General features: G+C 66.6%; 14 protein-coding genes. 9 read left to right on the forward strand and 5 right to left on the reverse strand.

The window, feature by feature from the left end; translation table 11 throughout:
* Positions 1 to 376 precede the first annotated feature (376 nt).
* The 6 genes from typA to ACFVQ0_RS11875 all read left to right on the forward strand — a co-directional run bounded on the left by typA (position 377) and on the right by ACFVQ0_RS11875 (position 8,745).
* Positions 377 to 2,248: a translational GTPase TypA gene (gene typA, locus ACFVQ0_RS11850; RefSeq protein WP_390086938.1), complete on the forward strand. Its 1,872-nt coding sequence runs from the start codon at positions 377 to 379 to the stop codon at positions 2,246 to 2,248.
* 601 nt (positions 2,249 to 2,849) lie between these two features.
* Positions 2,850 to 4,490, forward strand: coding sequence for an ABC transporter substrate-binding protein (locus tag ACFVQ0_RS11855; RefSeq protein ID WP_390086940.1), 1,641 nt, complete (start codon positions 2,850 to 2,852; stop codon positions 4,488 to 4,490).
* 168 nt (positions 4,491 to 4,658) lie between these two features.
* Positions 4,659 to 5,591 (forward strand): ABC transporter permease, encoded by a 933-nt coding sequence (locus ACFVQ0_RS11860; RefSeq protein WP_390087780.1) that lies wholly within the window; start codon positions 4,659 to 4,661, stop codon positions 5,589 to 5,591.
* On the forward strand, positions 5,584 to 6,534 hold the full coding sequence (locus ACFVQ0_RS11865; RefSeq protein WP_390086942.1) for an ABC transporter permease: 951 nt from the start codon (positions 5,584 to 5,586) through the stop codon (positions 6,532 to 6,534). The genes ACFVQ0_RS11860 and ACFVQ0_RS11865 overlap by 8 nt, the downstream gene beginning before the upstream one ends.
* 11 nt (positions 6,535 to 6,545) lie before the next feature.
* On the forward strand, positions 6,546 to 7,604 hold the full coding sequence (locus tag ACFVQ0_RS11870) for an ABC transporter ATP-binding protein (protein ID WP_311303446.1): 1,059 nt from the start codon (positions 6,546 to 6,548) through the stop codon (positions 7,602 to 7,604).
* Positions 7,597 to 8,745, forward strand: coding sequence for an ABC transporter ATP-binding protein (locus tag ACFVQ0_RS11875; RefSeq protein ID WP_390086945.1), 1,149 nt, complete (start codon positions 7,597 to 7,599; stop codon positions 8,743 to 8,745). Before ACFVQ0_RS11870 ends, ACFVQ0_RS11875 begins: the two co-directional genes overlap by 8 nt.
* 209 nt (positions 8,746 to 8,954) lie before the next feature.
* Here the strand turns inward: ACFVQ0_RS11875 and ACFVQ0_RS11880 are convergent, their stop codons facing one another.
* From ACFVQ0_RS11880 to ACFVQ0_RS11900, 5 genes are all read right to left on the reverse strand, one after another.
* Entirely contained in the window at positions 8,955 to 10,061 is a 1,107-nt protein-coding gene (locus tag ACFVQ0_RS11880; RefSeq protein ID WP_390086947.1) for an ABC transporter ATP-binding protein, read from the reverse strand.
* Positions 10,062 to 10,087: 26 nt separating this feature from the next.
* Positions 10,088 to 11,053 (reverse strand): ABC transporter ATP-binding protein, encoded by a 966-nt coding sequence (locus ACFVQ0_RS11885; protein ID WP_390087782.1) that lies wholly within the window; start codon positions 11,051 to 11,053, stop codon positions 10,088 to 10,090.
* 71 nt (positions 11,054 to 11,124) lie between these two features.
* On the reverse strand, positions 11,125 to 12,105 hold the full coding sequence (locus ACFVQ0_RS11890) for an ABC transporter permease (RefSeq protein ID WP_311303443.1): 981 nt from the start codon (positions 12,103 to 12,105) through the stop codon (positions 11,125 to 11,127).
* Positions 12,106 to 12,196: 91 nt separating this feature from the next.
* Positions 12,197 to 13,984, reverse strand: a complete 1,788-nt coding sequence (locus ACFVQ0_RS11895; RefSeq protein ID WP_390086949.1) for an ABC transporter substrate-binding protein — start codon at positions 13,982 to 13,984, stop codon at positions 12,197 to 12,199.
* 83 nt (positions 13,985 to 14,067) lie between these two features.
* Positions 14,068 to 15,096 (reverse strand): ABC transporter permease, encoded by a 1,029-nt coding sequence (locus ACFVQ0_RS11900; RefSeq protein ID WP_390086951.1) that lies wholly within the window; start codon positions 15,094 to 15,096, stop codon positions 14,068 to 14,070.
* A 504-nt stretch (positions 15,097 to 15,600) separates the two neighbouring features.
* On the opposite strand from ACFVQ0_RS11900, the gene ACFVQ0_RS11905 reads away from it, so the two are divergent.
* The 3 genes from ACFVQ0_RS11905 (at position 15,601) to ACFVQ0_RS11915 (ending at position 19,404) form a co-directional block, all read left to right on the forward strand.
* Positions 15,601 to 17,235, forward strand: a complete 1,635-nt coding sequence (locus tag ACFVQ0_RS11905) for an ABC transporter substrate-binding protein (RefSeq protein WP_390086953.1) — start codon at positions 15,601 to 15,603, stop codon at positions 17,233 to 17,235.
* Positions 17,236 to 17,507: 272 nt separating this feature from the next.
* The gene (locus ACFVQ0_RS11910) at positions 17,508 to 18,431 is read left to right on the forward strand and encodes an ABC transporter permease (RefSeq protein ID WP_390086955.1); all 924 of its coding nucleotides are present in this window, start codon (positions 17,508 to 17,510) and stop codon (positions 18,429 to 18,431) included.
* Positions 18,424 to 19,404, forward strand: a complete 981-nt coding sequence (locus tag ACFVQ0_RS11915) for an ABC transporter permease (protein ID WP_390086957.1) — start codon at positions 18,424 to 18,426, stop codon at positions 19,402 to 19,404. Before ACFVQ0_RS11910 ends, ACFVQ0_RS11915 begins: the two co-directional genes overlap by 8 nt.
* Positions 19,405 to 19,412 lie beyond the last annotated feature (8 nt).

The raw sequence follows: 19,412 nt of genomic DNA on the forward strand, positions 1-19,412 counted from the left end.
CAGCGCTCCGAGCTCCCCCTCGGAGCCGCGGCCTCGGAGCCCCACCTCCGAGGCCGCCGGGCCGCGTCCGCACCCGCCTCCGTGCTCCCGTTCGCATCCGAGTTCGCCCGGCCGGCCACGTACCCGGCCACCTGCACGGCCACCGGTGAAAACCGCCGGAACGCCTGATCACGGGGGCGCGAACACGAAGTGGACACGCGCTCTCCCGCGTGGCACAGGGCCCCCTCCATGGCCGGTATGACTTGCCCGGGAAGCCGCAGGGGCGACCGGCCCGTACCATGGGACTAGCCGTGGCGCGTCCGCCCGGCGGGCGTACGAGGACTCAAGACCGACTAAGACGCCTGAATCCCCGATCCGAGAGAAGCGCAAGCCACCCATGCCCACGCGCCACGACATCCGTAACGTAGCCATCGTCGCCCACGTCGACCACGGCAAGACCACGCTGGTCGACGCCATGCTCAGGCAGGCCGGCGCCTTCGCCGCGCACGCCGCCGAGAACCTCGACGAACGCATGATGGACTCGAACGACCTGGAGCGTGAGAAGGGCATCACGATCCTGGCCAAGAACACGGCCGTCAAGTACCACCCCAAGGATGGCGGCGACGTCATCACCATCAACATCATCGACACCCCCGGCCACGCCGACTTCGGTGGCGAGGTCGAGCGCGGCCTGTCGATGGTGGACGCGGTCGTCCTGCTGGTCGACGCGTCCGAGGGCCCGCTCCCGCAGACCCGCTTCGTGCTCCGCAAGGCCCTGACCGCCAAGCTCCCGGTCATCCTCTGCATCAACAAGACGGACCGCCCGGACTCCCGGATCGCCGAGGTCATCGACGAGACGTACGACCTCTTCCTGGACCTGGACGCCGACGAGGACCAGATCGAGTTCCCGATCGTCTACGCCTGCGCCCGTGACGGCGTCGCCTCGCTGACCAAGCCGGAGGACGGTTCCGTCCCGCCGGACAGCGACAGCCTGGAGCCGTTCTTCAGCACGATCCTCTCGGCGGTCCCGGCCCCCGAGTACGACGACGAGGCCCCCCTCCAGGCCCACGTCACCAACCTCGACGCCGACAACTTCCTCGGCCGTATCGCGCTCTGCCGTGTCGAGCAGGGCGAGCTGCGCAAGGGCCAGACGGTCGCCTGGATCAAGCGCGACGGTTCGATCTCCAACGTGCGCATCACCGAGCTGCTGATGACCGAGGCGCTCACCCGCAAGCCCGCGGAGAAGGCCGGCCCCGGCGACATCTGCGCGATCGCCGGTATCCCGGACATCATGATCGGCGAGACCCTGGCCGACCCCGAGAACCCGATCGCGCTGCCGCTGATCACGGTCGACGAGCCCGCCATCTCGATGACCATCGGTGCGAACACCTCGCCGCTGGTCGGCAAGGGCGGCAAGGGCCACAAGGTCACCGCCCGTCAGATCAAGGACCGTCTGGACCGCGAGCTGGTCGGTAACGTCTCGCTGCGCGTCCTGGACACCGAGCGCCCCGACGCCTGGGAGGTCCAGGGCCGTGGTGAGCTCGCGCTGGCGATCCTCATCGAGACCATGCGCCGCGAGGGCTTCGAGCTGACGGTCGGCAAGCCGCAGGTCGTCACCAAGCAGGTCGAGGGCAAGACGTACGAGCCCATCGAGCGCATGACCATCGACTCGCCCGAGGAGCACCTCGGCGCGATCACGCAGCTCATGGCGACCCGCAAGGGCCGCATGGAGACGATGACGAACCACGGTTCGGGCTGGGTCCGCATGGAGTGGATCGTCCCGTCCCGCGGCCTCATCGGCTTCCGTACGGAGTTCCTGACCCAGACCCGCGGCACCGGCATCGCGCACTCGCTCTTCGAGGGTCACGAGCCGTGGTTCGGTGACCTGCGTACCCGTCACAACGGCTCGCTGGTCGCGGACCGCGCGGGCGTCGTGACGCCGTTCGCGATGGTCAACCTCCAGGAGCGCGGTGTCATCTTCACGGAGGCCACCACGGAGGTCTACGAGGGCATGATCATCGGTGAGAACTCGCGCTCCGACGACATGGACGTGAACATCACCAAGGAGAAGAAGCTCACCAACATGCGTGCGGCTTCCGCGGACACCACGGAGAACGTGGTGCCGGCCCGCAAGCTGTCGCTTGAGCAGTCCCTGGAGTTCTGCCGCGACGACGAGTGCATCGAGGTGACCCCGGAGACCGTGCGTATCCGCAAGGTCGTCCTGGACCAGAAGGAGCGCGGCCGCTCCGCGTCGCGCGCCAAGCGCTGACCCCGTCGCACGGCACGCCAGAAGGGGCCCGGCACCGCTCACCACGCGGTGCCGGGCCCCTTTGCCGTGCCCGCCGCGCGGGCGGCGTGACAGACGCGTGACGGGGTGCGGGACGGACGTGAACAAGCCATGAGCGCCCGCCCATTGGCTTACCCTGGAACTATCCGTAACCGGCGGGCCTCAGTCCGCTTCAGGCCGCCGGCCGGCCGCGCCGCCCCCCGTGATTCGCCGGGTGCCGGGCAGTGCCGATGTGCTCGCGAGGTCAACCCGATTTTGTGGACCATCCGTCCGGATATCGGGCGTCGCTCTCCGGAACATGTGTTAACAGTCCGTTTCGGGTGTGTCTGTCTGGGGTCATTTTGTCCGTATTTTGATCCGCGCGCCCAGGGGATGTTGTCAAACCGAGACCCTTTAAGTGTGGTTTACAGCCCAGTCGTACTTAATAGTTGGCTCCATTGAGCTCGGGTCAATGGGTCACGCACTGTGGGGAGTGCCGACTCACGAGCACACTCAGGGCACTGAAACGATCACCGTCAGGGGTGTCGGTGTATCAATCCAGTGCCCTTCTTGTAGTCAAAAGTGGACTCATGAGGAGGAACCCATGCGTGGTGCCAAGAGCGCCAAGTGGGTCGCGGGAGCGGCCATCATCGCCCTGGCTGCGACCGCTTGCGGCGGCGGGGATGACGACGCCGACAAGGGCAAGGGCGGCTCCAAGGGAGCTGTCAACGCTGACGGCATCTTCTCCGTCGAGGTCGGTGAGCCGCAGAACCCGCTGCAGCCGGCCAACACGATGGAGTCGAACGGCAGCATCGTCACCGACTCGATCTTCTCGCAGCTGGTCGACTACGACCCGTCCGGCAAGCTTGAGATGATCAACGCCGAGTCTGTCGACACCAAGGACAGCAAGCTCTGGACGGTCAAGCTCAAGAAGGACTGGAAGTTCCACGACGGGACCCCGGTCACGGCCGAGTCGTACATCAAGGCCTGGAACTGGGCCGCGAACATCAAGAACAACCAGACCAACGCGTCCTGGTTCGGTGACATCAAGGGCTTCTCCGACGTCCACCCCGATGACGCCAAGGCCAAGCCGAAGTCGGACGCCATGTCCGGTCTGAAGAAGGTGGACGACTACACGTTCACCATCGAGCTGAACTCGCCGCTGCCGTACTTCTCGTACAAGCTCGGCTACACGGTCTTCTCCCCGCTGCCCGAGTCCTTCTACGCGGACCCGAAGGCCGCCGGCGAGAAGCCGGTCGGCAACGGCGCGTACAAGTTCGTCAGCTGGGACCACAAGAAGCAGATCAAGGTCGTCCGCAACGACGACTACAAGGGTGCCGACAAGGCGAAGAACGGTGGTGTGATCTTCAAGAACTACACCACCCTCGAAACCGCCTACGAGGACCTGAAGTCGGGCAACGTCGACGTCCTGCGTCAGATCGGCCCGAAGGACCTCCCGGTCTACCGTTCCGACCTCGGTGACCGCGCGGTGGACAAGCCGTACTCGTCCATCCAGACGATCGCCGTCGCGTTCTACACCAAGCAGTTCAAGGACATCGACCCGAAGGTCCTGCAGGGCCTGTCGATGGGTATCGACCGCGACACCATCACCAAGACGGTGCTCCAGGGCACGCGCGAGCCGGCCACCGGCTGGGTCGCCCAGGGTGTTCTCGGCTACCAGAAGGACGCCGCGGGCGACGTCACCAAGTACGACCCGGCGAAGGCCAAGGCTCTCATCAAGGAGGGTGGCGGCGTTCCGGGCAACAAGATCTCGATCCAGTTCAACGCCGACGGCGGCCACAAGGAATGGGTCGAGGCGGTCTGCAACAGCATCAAGCAGTCCACCGGAGTCGCTTGCACCACCGACTCGAAGGCCGACTTCCAGGCCGACACGAACGCGCGTGACGCCAAGGAGGTCAAGTCCCTCTACCGCTCCGGCTGGGTGCTCGACTACCCGGTGAACGCGAACTTCATCTCGGACCTGTTCCGTACCGGCGCAGCCGGTAACCAGGGTGACTTCTCGAACAAGGGCCTTGACGCGGAGATCAAGAAGGCCGACTCCGCGGCTTCCCTCGACGCGTCCGTCGCGGCCTACCAGAAGATCGAGAAGGAGCTGGTGAACTACATGCCCTCCATCCCGCTCTGGTACTACAAGGTCAACGCCGGTTACTCGGAGAAGGTCCAGAACGTCGATTACGCGCAGGACGGCGACCCGATCCTGACCAAGATCGAAGTCAAGAAGTAACCACACCGACGTAGTCCGCGCGCGGGCGCGGGGCCGCTGAAAGACGGTCCGCGCCTGTCCGCACGCCGTGGCCGGGGGGCCCTTCCACGCATCCGACGAACCCTCAGGGGGAAGTCGGGTGCGGGGGAGGGCCCGTTGGCTGCTGCTTGCCTATTACATGGAGGCATGATGGGGCGCTATGTCGCACGACGACTGCTCCAGATGATCCCGGTCTTCCTCGGGACAACGCTGCTGATCTTCCTGATGGTCTACACGCTGCCCGGCGACCCCGTGCGCGGGCTCTTCGGGGACAAGGGTGTCGATCCGGCCACACTGGCGAGACTTCGCCATGAAAAGGGCCTTGATCTGCCGATTCTGCAGCAGTACTGGAATTACATGACAGGCATCGTCCTGCATTTCGATTTCGGCGATCAGATAGCCAGCGGACGTCCCGTCACGGACGTCCTCGGCGACGCGTTCCCCGTCACCCTCCGGCTGGCCGGCATGGCGTTCGTCATCGAGATCGTCGTGGGCATCAGCCTCGGGACGATCGCCGGCCTGCGGGCCGGCCGGCTCACCGACAACGTGATCCTGGTCTTCACCCTGCTGATCATCTCGATCCCGGTGTTCGTCCTCGGCTTCATCATCAAGGCGGTGTTCGCCTTCCAGCTGGACTGGATCTCGCCGAACGTGTCCGGTGAGGCCAAATGGAGCGAACTACTGGCGCCAGCCATCGTGCTGGGATCACTCTCGCTCGCCTACGTCGCGCGGCTCACGCGTACGACGATGGCCGAGAACCTGCGCTCCGACTACATGCGCACCGCCATCGCCAAGGGTCTTCCCAAGCGGCGCATCGTCGGCGTGCACCTGATGCGCAACTCGCTGATCCCCGTGATCACCTTCCTCGGCACCGACCTCGGTGCCCTGATGGGCGGCGCGGTCGTCACCGAGGGCCTGTTCAACGTGAAGGGCATCGGCGGCACGATCTACGAGTCGATCCAGAAGCGCGAGGGCACGACGCTCGTCGGTCTCGTCACCATTCTGGTGCTCGTCTACCTCCTCATGAGCCTCATCGTCGACCTGCTGTACGCGGTCCTGGACCCGAGGATCCGTTATGCCTGACGTGACCAAGACCGCTCCCGCGCCCGAGGACGCCAAGGCGCCCCTCGCGGACCCCTCGGCGGTCGTCAAGACCGAGAAGGCCCGCAGTCTCTGGGGCGACGCCTGGCGGGACCTGCGTACCAACTGGTACTTCATCATCTCGTCGGTGCTGATCGTCATCCTGCTGGTGATCGCCGTCTTCCCCGGCCTGTTCACCAGTGCCTCGCCGACCTCCGCCGACCTGGTGCACCACTACCTGGGCAAGCCGGAGCTGGGCAAGATCGGCTCCGAGGGCTGGCTCGGTTACGACGGCCAGGGCCACAGTGTCTACGCACGTGTCATCTACGGCACCCGCGCCTCGGTGACCGTCGGTATCTGTGTGACGCTCCTGGTGACGCTGTTCGGCGGGCTGATCGGCATGCTCGCCGGCTACTTCGGCGGCTGGGTCGACGCCCTGCTCTCCGGGTTCTTCACCAACGTCTTCCTCGGCATCCCCTTCCTGCTGGGTGCCATGGTGGTGCTGCAGGCGTTCTCCGACCGGACGGTGTGGGTGGTCATCTTCGCCCTGGCGTTCCTCGGCTGGACCCAGATCGCGCGTGTCATGCGCGGTGCGGTGATCGTGATCAAACAGTCGGACTACGTGCAGGCCGCCAGAGCGCTGGGCGCGGGTACCAACCGGATCCTCTTCCGGCACATCCTGCCCAACGCCATGGCCCCGGTGATCGTGGTCGCCACCATCTCGCTCGGCGTCTACATCTCCGCCGAGGCGACCCTGTCCTACCTCGGTCTGGGTCTCGCCGACCCGACGATCTCGTGGGGCATGGACATCTCCGGTGGCGCCGCCCAGATCCGTACCGCGCAGCACATCCTGCTGTACCCGTCGATCATGCTCAGCATCACCGTTCTGGCGTTCATCATGCTCGGCGAAGCCGTCCGTAACGCCCTCGATCCCAAGTCGCGATAAGGAGGGTGAACGTGACCACCATCGACAAGACCGCCGAAGTCCCGTCCCCGCGCTCGGGTGACGGCCACGTCGGCCCGCTGCTCGACGTCCGTGATCTGCACGTGGAGTTCCACACCCGTGACGGTGTGGCCAAGGCGGTCAACGGTGTCAACTACACCGTGAACGCCGGCGAGACCCTCGCCGTGCTCGGTGAGTCGGGCTCCGGCAAGTCCGTGACGGCCCAGGCCATCATGGGCATCCTCGACATGCCGCCGGGCAGGATCCCGCAGGGCGAGATCCTCTTCCGCGGCCAGGACATGCTCAAGATGTCCTACGAGGAGCGCCGGAAGATCCGCGGCCAGAAGATCGCGATGATCTTCCAGGACGCGCTCTCCTCGCTGAACCCGGTCCTCTCCGTCGGCTACCAGCTCGGCGAGATGTTCCGGGTCCACCAGGGCCTGTCCAAGAAGGAAGCCAAGGCCAAGGCCATCGAGCTGATGGACCAGGTGAAGATCCCCGCCGCGGCGGCCCGGATCTCGGACTATCCGCACCAGTTCTCCGGCGGTATGCGCCAGCGCATCATGATCGCGATGGCGCTCGCCCTGGAACCGGACCTGATCATCGCGGACGAGCCGACCACCGCGCTCGACGTGACGGTGCAGGCCCAGGTCATGGACCTGCTCGCGGAGCTCCAGCGCGAGTACAACATGGGCCTGATCCTGATCACCCACGACCTGGGTGTCGTCGCGGACGTCGCGGACAAGATCGCCGTGATGTACGCGGGCCGGATCGTCGAGACCGCCCCGGTCCACGAGATCTACAAGCGGCCGGCGCACCCCTACACCAAGGGGCTGCTGGAATCGATCCCGCGCCTTGACCAGAAGGGCCAGGAGCTCTTCGCGATCAAGGGCCTGCCGCCCAACCTGCTCCACGTGCCGTCGGGCTGTGCCTTCAACCCGCGCTGCACCATGGCGCAGGACATCTGCCGTACGGACATCCCGGCCCTGGCCCCGGTGACCGAGCAGGACGGCGCCGAGCTGGTCGGACGCGGCAGCGCCTGCCACTTCTGGAAGGAGACGATCCATGGCTGACATGAAGAAGGAGCCCGTGGACGCCACCCCGAACGTCACCGAAGTGGAGACGGTCGACGCGGGCACAGAGGCGGAGGCCGTAGCCGCCATCGACGCCCCCGTGTCGCAGGGCGAGCCGATCCTCCAGGTCCGCAACCTGGTCAAGCACTTCCCGCTGACCCAGGGCATCCTGTTCAAGAAGCAGGTCGGGGCCGTCAAGGCCGTGGACGGGATCTCGTTCGACCTCTACGCGGGCGAGACGCTCGGCATCGTGGGCGAGTCCGGCTGTGGCAAGTCCACCGTCGCCAAGCTCCTGATGACGCTGGAACAGGCCACCGCCGGCGAGGTCTTCTTCAAGGGCCAGGACATCACCAAGCTGTCCGGCCGCGCGCTGAAGGCCGTGCGCCGCAACATCCAGATGGTGTTCCAGGATCCGTACACCTCGCTCAACCCGCGTATGACGGTGGGCGACATCATCGGGGAGCCGTACGAGATCCACCCCGAGGTGGCTCCCAAGGGCGACCGCCGGCGCAAGGTCCAGGAGCTCCTGGACGTCGTCGGTCTCAACCCGGAGTACATCAACCGCTATCCGCACCAGTTCTCGGGCGGTCAGCGCCAGCGCATCGGCATCGCCCGCGGCCTCGCGCTCAACCCCGAGATCATCATCTGCGACGAGCCGGTCTCCGCGCTCGACGTGTCGGTGCAGGCCCAGGTCATCAACCTGATGGAGAAGCTCCAGGACGAGTTCAACCTCTCCTACCTCTTCATCGCGCACGACCTGTCGATCGTCCGGCACATCTCGGACCGGGTCGGCGTCATGTACCTCGGCAAGATGGCCGAGATCGGTACGGACACGCAGATCTACGACCACCCGACGCACCCCTACACCCAGGCGCTGCTGTCGGCGGTCCCGGTCCCGGACCCGGAGGCCCGTGAGGGCCGCGAGCGGATCATCCTCTCCGGGGACGTCCCCTCGCCGGCCAACCCGCCGTCCGGCTGCCGCTTCCGCACCCGCTGCTGGAAGGCAGAGGCCAAGTGCGCCGAGGAGATGCCGCTGCTGGCCATCCCCGAGCGCTTCAAGACCTCCACGACGCCGGCCGCGCACGAGTCGGCCTGCCACTTCGCGGAGGAGAAGGACGTGGTCGGCGCGGCGGCCTCGTAACCGTCCGCCCACCGCACCCAGGGCAGCAGAAGGCGCCCGGAACCGATCGGTTCCGGGCGCCTTTCCCGTATTCCCGGAAACCGGGCGCGCAGGTGGCTCGGGTCAATGGGCCGACGTGCTCGGTTCCCTGGGCCGGGGAAGCCCCGCGGACGGACGGACCGGTCAGGTACGTCGTCCACGGGGCTTCCCCGGGGCCGCGGCGAGGGGTGTCAGCCGCGGGCCTTGGGGTCTTCTCCGGTCTTCTTGCCGAGGCTCGGCTTCTCGTCGTTGCCCGGCGCCGCGGACTCCGTACGCGCCTTCGGGACGGCGGAGACCGTACCCGACTCCTCGGGGTAGTGGCAGGCCGTCAGGTGGCCCTCCCGGCTGCCCTCGACCCGGACCAGCGGCGGCGTCTCGCTCGCGCACTTGTCCGTGGCCTTCCAGCAGCGAGTGCGGAAGCGGCAGCCCGACGGCGGGTTGACCGGGGACGGCACGTCGCCGGTCAGCCGGATGCGGTCGCGGGCCGGCACGTCGTCTGCGGTGGCCTCGGGGACGGCGGAGAGCAGCGCCCTGGTGTACGGGTGGCGCGGGTTGCCGTACAGGTCCTCGCGGTCGGCGATCTCCACGATCCGGCCCAGGTACATGACGGCGACGCGCTGCGAGAAGTGGCGCACGATCGCCAGGTCGTGGGCGATGAAGAGGAACGCGATGCCCAGTTCCTTCTGCAGCTTCTGCAGCAGGTTCACCACCTGGGCCTGGATCGACACGTCCAGCGCGGAGACCGGCTCGTCGGCCACGATCAGCTTCGGCTCCAGGGCCAGTGCGCGGGCCACCCCGATGCGCTGGCGCTGGCCGCCGGAGAACTCGTGCGGGAACCGGTTGTAGTGCTCCGGGTTGAGCCCGACGATCTCCAGGAGCTCCCGGACCCGGGCCTCGCGGCCGCCGGCCGGGTTGACGTCGTTGATCTCCATCGGCGCCGTGATGATCTTGCCGACCGTCTGGCGCGGGTTCAGCGAGGCGTAGGGGTCCTGGAAGATCATCTGGATCTCGGACCGGATCGGGGCCAGCTCCTTGCGGGAGGCGTGGCTGATGTCCTGCCCGCGGTAGGTGATCCGGCCGCCGGTCGGCTCCAGCAGCCGGGTGATCAGCCGGCCCGTCGTCGACTTGCCGCAGCCGGACTCACCGACCAGGCCCAGGCTCTCGCCCGGGGCCACCGAGAAGTCCAGTCCGTCCACGGCCTGGACCGCGCCGACCGTCCGCCGGATCGGAAAGCCGCCCTTGATCGGGAAGTACTTGGTGAGTCCGGAGACGTCAAGGAGGGGATCGGTGCTGCTCATAGGAGGGAAGTCCCGTCTCTTGTACGTCAGTTGGTCCGCGCGCCGGCGAAGTCCGCGAAGAACTCCACGCGCTGTTCGGGCGTCAGGTGGCAGGCGGCCCCGCGACCGGCGGTCAGCTCCAGCGGAGGCTGCTCGGTCGAGCAGCGGTTGCCGCCGACCCGCTCGGTGAACGCGCACCGGGGGTGGAAGCGGCAGCCGGTCGGCGGGTTGAGGAGGCTGGGCGGCGAACCGGGGATCGGCGACAGCGGTACGTCCACCGGCCCCTCCAGGCTCGGCATGGAGCCCAGCAGGCCCCAGGTGTACGGGTGCTGGGGCGCCCGCAGCACCTCCTTCTTCGTACCGCGCTCCACGCACCGGCCGCCGTACATCACCAGCACGTCGTCCGCGATGTCGGCGATGACGCCGAGGTCGTGGGTGATGAAGATGATCGAGGTGCCGGTCTCCTGCTGGAGGTCCTTGAGCAGGTCCATGATCTGGGCCTGCACGGTGACGTCCAGCGCTGTCGTCGGCTCGTCGGCCACCAGCAGCGCGGGGTTGCAGACCAGCGCCATGGCGATCATCGCGCGCTGGCGCATACCGCCGGAGAACTGGTGCGGGTAGTCGTCGACGCGCAGGTTCGGCTGCGGGATGCCGACCTTGGTGAGCATCTCCACGGCCCGTGCCCGCGCCTCGCGCTTGGACGCCCCGGTGTGCTTGCGGTACGTCTCACCGATCTGCTTGCCGATGGTGTGGTACGGCGAGAGCGAGGCCAGCGCGTCCTGGAAGATCATGGCCATCTTGTTGCCGCGCAGGCGTTCCAGCTCCCGCTCGGAGGCGGCCAGCAGGTCCTGCCCGTCGAGCAGGATCTCGCCCTCGATCTCGGTGTGCTCCGGGTGGTGCAGACCGAGGATCGAGAGGTTGGTGACGGACTTGCCGGAACCGGACTCACCGACGATGCCGAGGGTCTTGCCGTGCTCGACGTCGAAGGACAGCCCGTCGACGGCCTTGACCATGCCGTCTTCGGTGGAGAAGTGCACGCGCAGATCGCGTACGGAGAGGAAGGGGGTGCTCACTGGATCTCTCCCTAGGCGAGGCGGACGCGTGGGTCGATGAGGGCGTAGACGGCGTCCACGACGATGTTGAGGAGCACGATCGCGACCGCGGCCACCATCATCACGCCGAGGAGCGTCGGCAGGTCGTTGGTGGACACCGCCTTGACCGAGAGCGCCCCGATGCCCTGGAGGCTGAAGGTCTTCTCGGTGATGATCGCGCCGCCGAGGAGCACGCCGAGGTCGAGGCCGAAGATGGTGACGATGGGCCCCATGGCCCCGCGCCAGGCGAATCTGAAGAACACCGTCCGCCGCGAGAGGCCCTTGGCGCGAGCCGTGCGCACGTAGTCCTCGCTCATCGACTCCACCAGCTGGGAGCGGGCCATACGTGTGTAGTTGGCCGTGAAGATGACGGAGAGCACCAGCCAGGGCAGCAGGAGTCCGGAGAACCACGCGCCCGGGTTGTCGGTCAGCGGCGTGTAGCTGGGGCGGTCCAGCAGGTGCCACTGGTCGGTGAGGAAGTACATGGCGAGCACACCGACGATGTAGATCTGCATCGAGGAGGCGATCAGCGAGGCGGAGGACGCGACCTTGTCGAGCGGCTTGCCCTGCTTGACGGCCGCGAGCATGCCGGCGCCGACACCGAAGATGACGAAGACGAAGGCGCTGCCGACGGAGAGCGAGAGCGTGGTCGGGAAGCGGTCCACGATGGTGCCGAAGACGGGCTCGCGGTTGATGAAGGAGTACCCCAGGCAGGGCGCGGGGCAGTTCCCGTACGACGTGTACTCGCGTCCTACGAAGATCCCTTGCAGCCAGTGCCAGTACTGCACCGGTATCGAATCGGCGATCCCCAGGTTGTGCCGCACCAGCGCGAGCGTCTCTGGCGTGCAGACCTTGCCGCAGGCGACCCGGGCGGGGTCACGGGGGGCGGCGTAGAAGAGGACGAAGACTAGGGCGCTGATGATCAGCAGAATGACCGCGGCGCCGACGACACGGCGGAGAAGAAAGCGCAGCATGGCAGTGGGTTTTCCTGACGGATGCCGAGGGGGAGGAGGGGAGGCGGGCGGCTCCCGGACCGAGAGCCGCCCGCCCCCCGGGGGCCGTTCGTCAGGCCTTGACGTACGTCTTGTAGATGATCGTCGCGGAGAACTGCGGGTCCATCATGGCGCCGCCGACCTTGGAGCCGTACAGGTAGAAGCGGCGCTGGAAGGTCTCCGGGATGACCGGGACGACCTCGTCCATGATCCGCTTGTCCAGCGCCGTCCAGGCGGCACCGGCCGCCTTCTGGTCGGCGATGACGACGTTCTTCTTGATGGCCGCGTCGATCCAGTCGACCTTGACCTGGGAGACGTTGTTCTGGCCGTTGCCGATGTTGGCGCTGTCGAACAGCGGCTGGATCATCGTGTAGGCGGTCGGCCAGTCCGGGGACCAGCCGAACCACATGACGTCGAAGCTGTTGTCGACCTGCTGGATCTGGTCGTAGTACGAGGTCGAGTCGACGGGCTTGATGACCGGCTTGAAGCCCGCGGCCTTGAGCGCGTTCTCGACGACGACGGCCGTCTTGTCGTAGGTGGGGCTCTGCGGGTAGGTGTAGACGATCTTCTGGCCGAGCTTGCCGGCCTTCTTGAGGATCTCCTTGGCCGCCGCGGCGTCACCCTTGGGCGTCTTCAGCTTGCCGTAGAAGTCGAACTCCTTGCGGCCCAGGATGTCGGGGCTGAGGATCGTGGTCGCGTAGTCGCCCGCGGACGGTCCGCCGTAGATCTTGCGGATCTGCTCCAGCGGCCAGGCGGTGTTGAGCGCCTTGCGCACCTCGACGTCCGTGATGCGCTTGCAGTTGATCGCGTAGTAGTACGTGCCGGTGAGCAGGCCGTTGAAGGTCCGCTTCTTGAGCTCCGGGTCGGAGAGCACCTTCTGCATGCGCTCGGCCGGCACGGACTTGTAGATGGAGATCATCTGCTGGTCCTTGCCCTGGTCCGCGATGAAGCGGTCCGCGGACTCCAGCGAGGTGGGGCCGAACTCGAACTCGAAGGTGTCCGGGTAGGCGTTGCGGATCGGGTCCGTCGCCGGGTCCCAGTGCTTGTTGCGCGTCAGCGTCATCGATTTGTCGATGGTGCGGTGCTTGACGATGTACGGGCCGCAGGAAACGGGCTGCTTGTCGTACTTCTCCTTGGTGTCCAGCTTCACCGGCGTCGCCGAGTAGCAGCTCATGGCCAGGGTGAAGTTGAAGTCCGGACGGGGCTCGGCCAGCTTGAAGGTGATGGTCTTCTTGGCCTTGTCCAGGACGAGCGAGTCCAGGTGCTTGCCCTTGTACGGACCCTCGTAGCCCTTGCGCCAGTCACCCTTGCCGGTGAGCGCCTGCTGCACGTAGGCGGCGCCCTCGGTGATGAACGGCGCCCAGGCCCGCTCGATGCCGTGGCGGACGTCCTCGACGGTCAGCTCGCTGCCGTCCTGCCACTTGAGCCCGTCCTTCAGCGTGAAGGTCCAGGTCTTGTTGTCGTCGGACGCCGTGCCGACGTCGGTGGCCAGGTCACCGACGAGGGTCATCCCGCCCTTGTCGTCGACCTTGTAGCCGGTGAGAGCACGCGCGAACATCGCGGCGCCGCTGGAGTTGAACGCGAAGTAGATGCGCTGCGGGTCGAGGTGCGAGAAGTCGTCCTCGGAGATGCCGTAGATCGTCCCGCCCTTCTTGGCGCCGGCGATCTCGGCGGCGGGACCCTTCGAGTCCTCCGCGGTACCGATCTTGACGGTCGCGCCGGTGTACTCGGTCGCGCCGGCGTCCGGCGAGCCCTTGCCACCGCCGCCGCCCGAGTCGCCACTGCTGCACGCGGAGAGGACGAGCGAGCCACCCGCCGCGACGGATGTGGCGATGACGAAGTTTCTGCGGGAGAGAGACATGGCAACCTGCCCTGGTCGGTGAAGAGGGAAGAGGGTCGAATGATCCGGCGGAGCCCCGTCGCTCCGGTCCGGGGGCGGAACTGTCAGCGCTTGGTCTTCGGGTCGAGTGCGTCCCGGACCGAGTCGCCGAGGAGGTTGAACGCGAGGACGAACACCACCATCGAGACTCCGGGGAAGAGCATGAAGGTGATGTCGTCCTGGTAGACGTCGGCGCCGCGCTGGAGCATGACGCCCCAGTCGGGTGTCTTCGCCGTCAGTCCGACCCCGAGGAACGCGAGTCCGGCCTCGGCGCTCACGAACATGGGGAGAGCGAGGGTCGCCTGGATCAGGATCGGCGTCCACAGGTTGGGCAGCAGTTCCTTGAAGATGATCCGTGCGGGTGAGGCCCCGGTCACCTTGGCGGCCTCGACGAACTCCCTTTCGCGCAGGGCGAGTACCTCGCCGCGCAGGAGCCGGGCGATGGACGCCCAGCCGAAGGCCGTCATGACCAGGATGAGGCTCGTGACGGTGAGCCAGACCGGGGTGGCGTCCTCGGGGGAGACCAGGACCGAGATGAGCACGGGCCAGAACGCGATGAAGAACAGCGTCGAGGGGAAGGCCAGCAGGATGTCGATGACCCGGCCGATGAAGTAGTCGGTCTTCCCGCCCAGGTAGCCGGCGGTCACGCCGATCACGATGCCGAGGACGGTTACCAGGAGCGTCGTCACGCCCGCGATGAACAGCGAGTTGCGGATGCCGTAGGTGAGGAAGGTGAAGAGGTCACGGCCCAGCTGCGGCTCGATGCCGAACCAGAAGTCGCCGCTGATACCGCCGTTGGGCTTGATCGGAAAGCCGAAGTCGTTGAGCAGGCCGTCCTGGTTCTGCCCGTAGGTCGTGTACGGGTCCTTGCCGTAGGCCTTGGAGATCAGCGGCGCGCAGATGGCCACCAGGAAGAAGAAGATGACCACATAGGCCGAAATGACCCCGGACCGGTCACGTTTGAAGCGCCGCCAGGCCAGCTTGCCCGGAGAACGCCCGTCACCGCCCTTCAGTGCCGAGGGCTCCGGCGTCTGGTGCGGATCCGCGTTGGCCGGCTCAAGAGAGGCTGCCGCGTTCGAGGTTGGAATCGTCATGGTGCTCCTGGCCCGGAGGGTCGAAGGACTCCGCAGGGCACACCTACGGGCTACCCGGACTTTTTCAACGCAATTCATGCAGGGTCAATGAATGTCGGACCGCCTTGAGCTGCTCTTTGGAAGCTTGACTTATACATGACCAGTCATAGGGCATGTCATTGCTTTCCCTTTACCTTTTCCAGGGGTAATTTCTGGATGAACCAGCGGGAATCCGTCAATGAGTCCGATATACGGGCGGCCGTGTCTCGGAATCCGTGCATCCGCTCCGGCGGGGCCCGGGCCGATGCGCGTTCGTTGTGTTGCCGTTACCGCTTCGCCGCTCGTCAGGCGGGTCGCGGCTCTCGTGGTGAGTGGCATGCGCGCGCCAAAAGTGTCCGCTCGGCGCGCGCTCCCGCCGTCCGGGTGACTCCTGGAGTGCCCGGATGGCGGGGGTAAATATGCGTAGGCGCCGGTATGCGGTGATATTTGACCTGACGTAAGACGAGCACTACGAGGAGGCACTCCATGCGCGGAGCCACACAGGCGAAGTGGGCAGCATGCGCGGTCGCCGTCGCCCTGGCGGCGACCGCCTGCGGCGGCGGGGGCGACAGCGGTGGCGGCGGTGGTGGTGCCAATGGGGTGGTGAGTTCCTCGTGGGGTGACCCGCAGAACCCGCTGGAGCCGGCGAACACCAACGAGGTGCAGGGCGGCAAGGTCCTCGACATGGTCTTCCGGGGCCTCAAGCGGTACAACCCCAAGACCGGCGCCGCCGAGGACATGCTGGCGGAGAAGATCGCCACGTCCGACTCGAAGACCTTCGACATCACCGTCAAGGACGGCTGGACGTTCTCCAACGGCGAGAAGGTCACCGCCAAGTCCTTCGTGGACGCGTGGAACTACGGTGCGAGCCTCAAGAACAACCAGAAGAACGCCTACTTCTTCGGTCAGATCGAGGGCTACGACAAGGTGCACCCGGATTCCGGTGCCCAGGCCGCCGGGACGATGTCCGGGCTGAAGGTCACCGGCGCCAGGACGTTCACCGTCAAGCTCAGCCAGAAGTTCTCCCTGTGGCCAGAGACGCTGGGCTACGCGGCGTTCGCCCCGCTGCCCACGGCCTTCTTCGACGACCATGCCGCCTACCTGAAGAAGCCGATCGGCAACGGGCCCTACACCATCAAGTCGTACACCAAGGGCTCGCAGATGTCCCTGCGCAAGTGGGACAAGTACCCGGGGTCGGACAAGGCGCAGAACGGCGGCATCGACCTCAAGGTCTACACCGACAACAACACCGCCTACACCGACCTGGTGGCCGGCAACCTCGACCTGGTGGACGACGTTCCCGCCGCGCAGCTCAAGAACGTCAAGGCGGACCTCGGCGACCGCTACATCAACACCCCCGCGGGCATCATCCAGACCCTGGCCTTCCCCTTCTACGACAAGGCGTGGGACAAGGCGGACAGCGACAAGGTCCGCAAGGGCCTCTCCATGGCCATCAACCGCAAGCAGATCACCGAGACGATCTTCAACAACACCCGGACGCCCGCCACCGACTGGACCTCGCCGGTGCTGGGGGACTCGGGCGGATACCAGTCCGGCTTCTGCGGCAGCCTGTGCGACTACAACCCCGCGGAGGCCAAGAAGCTCATCTCCCAGGGCGGCGGCATCCCCGGCGGCCAGGTCAAGATCGGCTACAACGCCGACACGGGCAGCCACAAGGACTGGGTGGACGCGGTCTGCAACAGCATCAACAACGCGCTCGGCAACGACAAGGCCTGCGTGGGCAGCCCGACGGGTACCTTCGCGGACTTCCGCAACAAGATCACCCAGAAGAAGATGACCGGCCCCTTCCGCGCGGGCTGGCAGATGGACTACCCGCTCATCCAGAACTTCCTGCAGCCGCTCTACTACACCAACGCCTCGTCCAACGACGGGAAGTGGTCGGACAAGAAGTTCGACGACCTGGTCAACAAGGCCAACGCCGAGTCCGACAAGGCCCAGGCGGTCAAGACCTTCAAGGACGCCGAGGCCGTGGTCCGGGACAACATGGCGGCCATTCCCCTCTGGTACCAGAACGGCAGCGCCGGCTACTCCACGAACGTCTCGAACGTCGCGCTGAACCCGTTCAGCGTGCCGGTCTACAGCGAGATCAAGGTCAAGTGACCCGTTAGTGCCCCGGCCCGGCGCCCCGCGAGGGTGTGCCGGGCCGCGGTGCGTTCCGCCGGTCCCGGCGCCCGTCACACGGTTGGCCCCTTCCGGTGCCTCCGCGCTCCCGTGAGGGTGCACAGAAGGTGCTATTTCGTGTGAAATGGGATGTTATTTGGTTCACGGCAACAGGGAGGTGACCGCGCGATGCGACCGTCCATCAGGTCCCGATCCACCGCGGAGCGAGCGCCGGCCGGAGTCCACTGCCCGATCGAAGCGCGGAGGGTGACATGGGGCGTTATGTGATCCGTCGTCTGCTCCAGATGATTCCGGTCTTCATCGGAGCGACGCTGCTGCTCTTCCTGATGGTCAACGTGATGGGCGACCCGATCGCGGGCCTCTGCGGCGACCGGCAGTGCGACCCGACGACGGCCGCCCAGCTGCAGAAGGAATTCGGGCTGGACAAGCCCGTCTGGCAGCAATACCTGACCTACATGGGCAACGTGTTCACCGGCGACTTCGGTACCGCCTTCAACGGGCAGAAGGTCACCGAGCTGATGGCGTCCGCCTATCCGGTCACCCTGCGGCTGACCATCGTCGCGATCCTCTTCGAGATCATCGTGGGCGTCACACTCGGCGTCATCAGCGGCCTGAGGCGGGGCCGCGTCGTCGACAACTCGGTCCTGGTCGCCACGCTCGTCGTGATCGCGATCCCCACCTTCGTCACCGGCTACGTACTCCAGTACCTGCTCGGGGTGAGATGGTCCGTCATCTCCCCGACGGTCTCCTCCGAAGCGCCGTTCGACGAACTCATCCTGCCCGGTCTGGTGCTCGCCTCGGTCTCCCTGGCCTACGTCACCCGCCTCACCCGGACATCGATCGCCGAGAACTCCCGCGCCGACTACCTCCGCACGGCCGTGGCGAAAGGACTGCCCAGACGCCGCGTCATCGTCCGCCACCTGCTGCGCAACTCGCTGATCCCGGTCGTCACCTTCATCGGTACGGACATCGGCGCGCTGATGGGCGGCGCGATCGTCACCGAGCGCATCTTCAACATCCATGGCGTCGGATACCAGATCTACCAGGGCATCCTGCGGCAGAACACCCAGACCGTGGTCGGCTTCGCGACCATCCTGGTGCTGGTCTTCCTCATCGCGAATCTGGTCGTCGACCTCCTGTACTCCGTACTCGACCCGAGGATCCGTTATGCCTGAACCTCAGCCCGAGCCCCAGAACGCGATCGCCGGGACCGGTGCCGGCGGAGCGGCGGACCTGGCCATGAGCGAGGGCACCACCCTGGAGGACACACCGGAGGGCCCGGAGGGCGGCGCGCCCAGGGAACGGGCCGGGAGCCTGTGGGCCGACGCCTGGCGCGACCTGCGCCGCAACCCCGTCTTCATCGCCTCGGCCCTGATCATCGTCTTCCTGGTCATCATCTCGATCTGGCCCTCGCTCATCGCGTCCGGCAACCCCCTCAAATGCGACCTCGCCAAGGCCCAGCAGGGCTCCCAGCCAGGCCACCCCATGGGGTTCAACGCGCAGGGCTGCGACGTCTACACCCGGGTCGTCTACGGGGCGCGGGCCTCCGTCACCGTCGGCGTCTGCGCCACGCTCGGGGTGGCGCTGCTCGGCGGGCTGCTCGGCGGACTCGCGGGCTTCTTCGGCGGGGCATCGGACGCCATCCTCTCGCGCGTCACCGACATCTTCTTCGCCATCCCCGTGGTGCTCGGCGGTCTGGTCCTGCTCTCCGTGGTCACCAGCAACACCGTCTGGCCGGTCATCGGCTTCATGGTCCTGCTCGGCTGGCCGCAGATCTCCAGGATCGCCCGAGGCGCGGTCATCACCGCGAAACAGCACGACTACGTGCAGGCGGCGCGCGCCCTCGGAGCGTCCAACTCCCGCATGCTGCTGCGGCACGTCGCCCCCAACGCGGTCGCGCCCGTCATCGTCGTCGCCACCATCGCGCTGGGCACGTACATCGCGCTGGAGGCGACGCTCTCCTACCTCGGCGTCGGACTGAAGCCCCCCACGGTCAGCTGGGGCATCGACATCTCGTCCGCCTCGCAGAACATCCGCAACGCCCCGCACATGCTCCTCTGGCCGGCCGGCGCGCTGGCGATCACCGTGCTCGCGTTCATCATGCTCGGCGACGCGGTGCGCGACGCCCTCGATCCCAAGCTGCGCTGAGGAGTCCG

It is taken from the genome of Streptomyces sp. NPDC057900 (assembly GCF_042887885.1).
GTDB lineage: Bacteria > Actinomycetota > Actinomycetes > Streptomycetales > Streptomycetaceae > Streptomyces.

What these genes read in the sequence shown, in the direction of transcription:
- ACFVQ0_RS11890 (WP_311303443.1), bottom strand. Translation starts at nt 12,105, where the DNA reads ATGCTGCGCTTTCTTCTCCGCCGTGTCGTCGGCGCCGCGGTCATTCTG.
- ACFVQ0_RS11875 (WP_390086945.1), top strand. Translation starts at nt 7,597, where the DNA reads ATGGCTGACATGAAGAAGGAGCCCGTGGACGCCACCCCGAACGTCACC.
- ACFVQ0_RS11880 (WP_390086947.1), bottom strand. Translation starts at nt 10,061, where the DNA reads ATGAGCAGCACCGATCCCCTCCTTGACGTCTCCGGACTCACCAAGTAC.
- ACFVQ0_RS11885 (WP_390087782.1), bottom strand. Translation starts at nt 11,053, where the DNA reads ATGGTCAAGGCCGTCGACGGGCTGTCCTTCGACGTCGAGCACGGCAAG.
- ACFVQ0_RS11855 (WP_390086940.1), top strand. Translation starts at nt 2,850, where the DNA reads ATGCGTGGTGCCAAGAGCGCCAAGTGGGTCGCGGGAGCGGCCATCATC.
- ACFVQ0_RS11910 (WP_390086955.1), top strand. Translation starts at nt 17,508, where the DNA reads ATGGGGCGTTATGTGATCCGTCGTCTGCTCCAGATGATTCCGGTCTTC.
- typA (WP_390086938.1), top strand. Translation starts at nt 377, where the DNA reads ATGCCCACGCGCCACGACATCCGTAACGTAGCCATCGTCGCCCACGTC.
- ACFVQ0_RS11860 (WP_390087780.1), top strand. Translation starts at nt 4,659, where the DNA reads ATGGGGCGCTATGTCGCACGACGACTGCTCCAGATGATCCCGGTCTTC.
- ACFVQ0_RS11900 (WP_390086951.1), bottom strand. Translation starts at nt 15,096, where the DNA reads ATGACGATTCCAACCTCGAACGCGGCAGCCTCTCTTGAGCCGGCCAAC.
- ACFVQ0_RS11915 (WP_390086957.1), top strand. Translation starts at nt 18,424, where the DNA reads ATGCCTGAACCTCAGCCCGAGCCCCAGAACGCGATCGCCGGGACCGGT.
- ACFVQ0_RS11865 (WP_390086942.1), top strand. Translation starts at nt 5,584, where the DNA reads ATGCCTGACGTGACCAAGACCGCTCCCGCGCCCGAGGACGCCAAGGCG.
- ACFVQ0_RS11895 (WP_390086949.1), bottom strand. Translation starts at nt 13,984, where the DNA reads ATGTCTCTCTCCCGCAGAAACTTCGTCATCGCCACATCCGTCGCGGCG.
- ACFVQ0_RS11905 (WP_390086953.1), top strand. Translation starts at nt 15,601, where the DNA reads ATGCGCGGAGCCACACAGGCGAAGTGGGCAGCATGCGCGGTCGCCGTC.